The organism is Streptomyces sp. NPDC003027, from assembly GCF_053591435.1.
In genome coordinates, this window is record NZ_JBSFTU010000081.1 from 1 (window position 1) to 5,378 (window position 5,378).

Consider the following 5,378-nt stretch of genomic DNA (forward strand, 5'->3'; position numbering starts at 1 on the left):
CGGAGGAGGGAGTCAACGCGGAGCGTTGGCGACCGACGACAACGCGGCGAGGCGCGGCACCAGAGCCGGCGAGCCCGGCATGATCCAAACGAAAGACCCTAGGGGCGGACGTACGGCCGGGTCATGATCTCCATGTTGTGGCCGTCGGGGTCGTCGAAGTACGCGCCGCGGCCCCCGAACAGGCGGTTCGTCCTGCCCGGATCGGTGTGGTGCGGGTCGGCGTAGTAGGTGACGCCGAGCGCCTCCAAGCGGGCGATCATGGTGTCGAACCGTGCGTCGGGCACGAGGAAGGCGTAGTGCTGCGACTGGATCGGCTCGTCGGTCAGCTCGTAGTAGTCGAGGGTCACGCCGTTGCCGAGGTCGACGGGCAGGAACGGTCCGAACGGGGCGCCGACCTCCAGCCCGAGAACGGTGGCGAGGAACTCGGCCGACAGCCTGCGGTCGCGGGCGTGGACGACGGTGTGGTTGAGCTGGACGGTCTCGACCGGCGGCTCGGACGCGTGCGGGGTCTTCTGGTCATCAGGCATGGGGTGGTCTCTCCGGGTCGGTCTGGGTCTGCTGAGGCGGGGCGCCGCGAAGGGGGCACCGGAGCGAAGACGCGGAGAAAAGGGGGGCGGGCCTCTGGCCCGCCTCGCGCTCATGCCGAGGCCGGGAGCCCTACTCGTGCATGGCCCATGGCCGACCCGGCAGTCACATGATCGACCCTAGTGTCGCTCGTCGAGCGGGGCAACGCCGTTTCCGGCCGAAGGGGTTCACCTCGGGGCGGCGCGGGCCGGGGGCGGGCGTGCGCTCACCTCAGGTCGACGCGGGCGGCGGATGGACCCGCGATCACTTCACGTTCGACGTGGACCGGGGCCGGAGGCGGCTCACTCCGGGCCGACGTGGACCGGGGCCGGAGGCGGCTCACTCCAGGTCGAGAACGTCCCGGAGCGCCGCCACCGCATGCGCGCGGTGTTCGTGGAGCCATCGGAGGGCCGCGTCCGTGTCGCCGTGACGGATCGCGGAGATGACCGCCCGGTGCTCGCGCACGGCGAGCTCGCGGTGGGGGACCTCGGTGTAGTAGAGCGAGCGGTACGCGTCGGTGGCGTCCCAGAGGGTCGCGATCAGCCGGACCAGCCGGGGCATCCCGCACGCCTCGACCAGCGTGAAGTGGAAGCGGCGGTTGGCCGCGGCCATCTCCGTCACGTCACCGGCGTCGGCGGCGCGTTCCACCTCACGCTGGATCTTCTCGAGCGAGGCGGTCAGCCCGTCCTCCGACCTGGCCATGGCGACACGGACGGCCTCCGTCTCCAGGAGGTCGCGGATGCGGTAGATCTCCTCCAGGTCGTCCAGCGACAGCTCGGCGACGAAGTAGCCCCGGTGAACGTGGTGCACCACGAGGCCCTCGGCCTCCAGAGTCTTCAGGGCCTCGCGCAGCGGCACTCGGCTCACGTCGAGCCGCGCCGCGAGCGCGTCCTGCCGGATCTGCCCGCCCGGCCTGAGCTCCCCGCTGGTGATGGCGCGCCGCAGCTCCTCCAGGACGAACTGCTGGGCGGTCGGCGGCCGCCGCTTCTGTACCGCGCTGCTCATCGCCTGTGACCTTCCTTCATATCGCTTACCGGCCTGACACGCGCTGCCGGTGCCGTACATCTTCCTATGGCGTACGAGGCGGCAGCCCCAGCTCAGCGAGCAGGGCCTGCGTGTGCTCCCCGAGGCGCGGGGGAGGGCGGTGGTACACGGGCGGAGTGGCGTCGAGCGCGATCGGATGGGCCACCTGACCGGGCCCGGCCAGGTCGGCGGGGACCCGCGGGTCGAGGCCGAGCCGGCCGGCGAGCTCGAAGGCCGCCGCCAGGTCGTTGATCGGCCCGCACGGCACTCCGGCCGCCGTCAGTTCCTCGAACCAGTCCTCGGCGGTCCGTCCGGCGAGCGGACCCGCGAGCACCTCGGCCAGCTCCTCGCGGTGCGCCACCCGGGCGGTGTTGGCCGCGAACCGGGGGTCGTCGGCGAGACCGGGGAGGCCGATCCGTTCGCAGAGCGTACGGAACTGCCGGTCGTTGCCCACGGCGAGCACCAGCGGCCGGTCCTTCGCCTCGAAGACCTCGTACGGTGCGATGCTCGGATGCCGGTTGCCCATCGCCCGTGGTACGACCCCGGCGCCGAGGTAGGCCGCCGACTGGTTGGTGAGCGCGGACAGGAGTGAGGCGAGCAGGGAGACCTCGATCCGCTGCCCCTCTCCGGTGCGTTCCCGGTGGCGCAGGGCCGCGAGGATGCCGAGGCCCGCGTGCAGGCCAGTGATGACGTCGACGAGCGCGACGCCCGCCTTCGTCCCCTGGCCGCCGGGTTCCCCGGTGACACTCATCAGCCCGCCCATGGCCTGGACGAGGAGGTCGTAGCCGGGCAGCCGGGCGCCCTCGGCCGAGCCGAATCCGGTCACCGAGCAGTAGACCAGCCCCGGATTGGAGGCCCGTACCTCCTCGTGGCCCAGGCCCAGCTTCTCCATGGTCCCGGGGCGGAAGTTCTCGACCAGGACGTCGGCCCGGTCGACGACGGCCCGGGCCTTCTCCCGGTCCGCCGGGTCCGTCAGATCGAGGACGATGGACCGCTTGTTGCGGTTCACCCCGAGGAAGTACGTCGCCTCGCCGTCGGCGAAGGGCGGGCCCCACGCCCGGGTGTCGTCACCGGAGCCGGGCCGCTCGATCTTGATGACATCGGCGCCGAGGTCGGCGAGGAGCATCGTCATGTACGGTCCGGCGAGCACCCGGCCGAAGTCGGCCACGACGATCCCGGACAGGGCGCCCGGGCTCGGTGTTCCCGGCGTCTCCGGTCGATCTGCGCGCATCCCGCTGCTCCTCCGCCGGTGGTCGGATCCACGGCGAACGTACGCACCGCGGAAGGGATATTCAATACTGGATCCAAAATCCGATATCCCGCTAGGCTTCGGCACGCCGTGTTGCCGCAGCCGCCTGGAGGCCGTCCGTGAAGTCGCCCGCCGCGTCGAAGTCGTCACCCGTCCACCCCTTCGATCTGCTCGCCGTCGACGGCCTGCTGACCGACGAGGAGCGCGAGATCCGCCGGACCGTCCGCGCCATGGCGGACCGCGAACTGCGCCCGCGCGTCGCCGAATGGTTCGAGCACGGCGCCGTTCCGGCCCGCGAGCTCGCCCGTGAACTCGGCGGCATCGGCGTGCTCGGCATGCACCTGGAGGGCTACGGCTGCGCCGGCACCGACGCCGTCGCGTACGGCCTCGCCTGCCTGGAGCTGGAGGCCGTCGACTCGGGCCTGCGCAGCCTGGTGTCCGTGCAGGGCTCACTCGCCATGTACGCGATCTGGAAGTACGGCTCCGAGGAGCAGAAGCAGCGTTGGCTGCCCGGTATGGCGGCCGGCGAGTACATCGGCTGCTTCGGGCTGACGGAGCCGGACGCCGGTTCGGACCCCGGAGCCATGCGTACCCACGCCAAGCGGGACGGCGGGGACTGGGTGCTCAACGGCACCAAGATGTGGATCACCAACGGATCGGTCGCCGACGTCGCCGTCGTCTGGGCCAGGACCGACGACGGCGTCCGCGGCTTCCTGGTGCCGGCGGGCACCCCTGGCTTCACCGCCCCGGAGATCAAGCGGAAGCTGTCCCTGCGGGCCAGCGTCACCAGCGAACTGGTCCTCCAGGACGTACGGCTGCCGGCCGACGCGATGCTTCCGGCGGCCCGGGGTCTGTCCGGCCCGCTGGGCTGCCTCAACGAGGCCCGTTTCGGCATCGTCTTCGGCGCCCTCGGCGCGGCCCGCGACTGCCTGGAGACGGCGATCTCCTACGCCGGCGACCGCGTCGTCTTCGAGCGGTCCCTGGCCTCCTACCAGCTCACCCAGCAGAAGCTCGCCGACATGGCCCTGGAGCTCGGCAAGGGCATGCTCCTCGCCCTCCACCTCGGCCGGCTCAAGGACGCCGGGCGGCTGACGCCCGAGCAGGTCAGCGTCGGCAAGCTCAACAACGTGCGCGAGGCGATCGCGATCGCCCGAGAGTGCCGCACGATCCTGGGCGCCAACGGCATCACCCTGGAGTACCCGGTGATGCGCCACGCCAACAACCTGGAGTCGGTGCTCACCTACGAGGGCACCAGCGAGGTGCACTCCCTGGTCGTCGGCAAGGCCCTCACGGGTGAGGCGGCCTTCCGCTGACACCACCCGGCCTGCGGAGAACCCCTGGCGGGGGCCTCGCCGAACTCGACGGGCCCCCGGCCGCGGCCTGCTCCACCACGCAGCGCCTAGCCTGCCGTCACCTTGGCGAGGAACGCGTTCAGATTGGTCATCATCCGGTCGATCCGCTCCTCCGGCGCCAGGGACTCCTCGTGGCGGCCCGCCCTCAGCCTGGGCTGCCGCTTGCCGCGGACGTACAGGGAACAGGCCAGGTCGGCGCAGACGTAGATGCCGACCGTGTTCCCCTCGCGTCCGCGGCTGCCGGCGAGCGGCGCGGCGAGCAGGGTGACACCGGACGAGGCGTGACCCGTCAGGCAGACCTGGCAGAGACTGGACTTGACCGCGCTGGTGCGGCTCATGCCCGGCACCCTCAGCGTGATGCCGAGCGGCCCGTCCTCGCGGGGGACGACCAGATGGGCGCGCAGCGGCGCGCCGGGGTCGACCCAGCCGAGGAAGTCGAGGTCCTGCCAGGGGAGTTCGGCGAAGTCGAGCGGCAGTCGGAGCCGGCTCGCCTCACCCTTCGTGCAGTTCACGAAGGACGAGCGGATCTGTCGGTCGGTAAGAGGTTCCACTCGTTGGACCGTACACACACTTCGCGGGAGCGGCATCCGGTTTTCGCCCGGGCCGTCACGGTGAGCGGGTACCGAGCGGGGTACGAGGGGCAGGGCGCCGTTACGTTGAACCCATGGAACAGCGCATCAGTCTCGTCACCCTCGGCGTCGCCGACCTGCCCCGCGCCCGCGCCTTCTACGAGAGCCTCGGCTGGAGGGGCCAGGAGGTCGAGGAGACCGTCTTCTTCCAGGCGGGCGGCCTCGGCCTGGTCCTGTGGGGCCGTGACAAGCTCGCCGCGGACTGCGGCGTCGCCGCCCCGCCCACCGACGGTTTCGGTGGCATCGCCCTGGCCCACAACGTCCGCTCGCCCGCCGAGGTCGACGCGCTCCTGACGGCGGCGCACCAGGCGGGCGCCACCGTCACCCGCCCGGCCGCCTCCACCCCGTACGGCGGCTACGCCGGTGTCTTCCTGGACCCCGACGGCCACGCCTGGGAGATCGCCCACAACCCCGGCTTCCCCCTCGCGGACGACGGCACCCTGACGTTGCCCGACTTCGGGCCGCACTAGGGTCTTTCGTTTGGATCAGGCCGGATCAGGGAGCGGGGTCTGGTGCATGGGGTCTCCCCAGGCCCGCCAGGGCCGAGGGGACGGATCGCAA

6 protein-coding genes are annotated in these 5,378 nt (G+C 71.7%); 2 read left to right on the plus strand and 4 right to left on the minus strand.

Annotation, left to right across the window (positions count from 1 at the left end; genetic code table 11):
* Nucleotides 1–98 precede the first annotated feature (98 nt).
* From ACWDX6_RS30565 to ACWDX6_RS30575, 3 genes are all read right to left on the minus strand, one after another.
* Complete coding sequence (locus ACWDX6_RS30565; RefSeq protein ID WP_451488117.1) at nt 99–527, minus strand: VOC family protein; 429 nt, start codon at nt 525–527, stop codon at nt 99–101.
* A 376-nt stretch (nt 528–903) separates the two neighbouring features.
* Nucleotides 904–1,569, minus strand: a complete 666-nt coding sequence (locus ACWDX6_RS30570; RefSeq protein WP_451488118.1) for a GntR family transcriptional regulator — start codon at nt 1,567–1,569, stop codon at nt 904–906.
* Nucleotides 1,570–1,633: 64 nt separating this feature from the next.
* Nucleotides 1,634–2,818: a CaiB/BaiF CoA transferase family protein gene (locus ACWDX6_RS30575; protein WP_451488119.1), complete on the minus strand. Its 1,185-nt coding sequence runs from the start codon at nt 2,816–2,818 to the stop codon at nt 1,634–1,636.
* A gap of 137 nt (nt 2,819–2,955) precedes the next feature.
* Here ACWDX6_RS30575 and ACWDX6_RS30580 point away from each other — a divergent pair, with 137 nt between their 5' ends.
* A complete protein-coding gene (locus ACWDX6_RS30580; RefSeq protein ID WP_451488120.1) occupies nt 2,956–4,149 on the plus strand; it encodes an acyl-CoA dehydrogenase family protein in 1,194 nt (397 codons plus the stop codon).
* An 86-nt stretch (nt 4,150–4,235) separates the two neighbouring features.
* Here ACWDX6_RS30580 and ACWDX6_RS30585 read toward each other — a convergent pair whose 3' ends face one another.
* The gene (locus tag ACWDX6_RS30585) at nt 4,236–4,775 is read right to left on the minus strand and encodes an FBP domain-containing protein (RefSeq protein ID WP_451488121.1); all 540 of its coding nucleotides are present in this window, start codon (nt 4,773–4,775) and stop codon (nt 4,236–4,238) included.
* 77 nt (nt 4,776–4,852) lie between these two features.
* On the opposite strand from ACWDX6_RS30585, the gene ACWDX6_RS30590 reads away from it, so the two are divergent.
* Entirely contained in the window at nt 4,853–5,287 is a 435-nt protein-coding gene (locus ACWDX6_RS30590; protein ID WP_451488122.1) for a VOC family protein, read from the plus strand.
* The last annotated feature ends 91 nt before the right edge of the window (nt 5,288–5,378 follow it).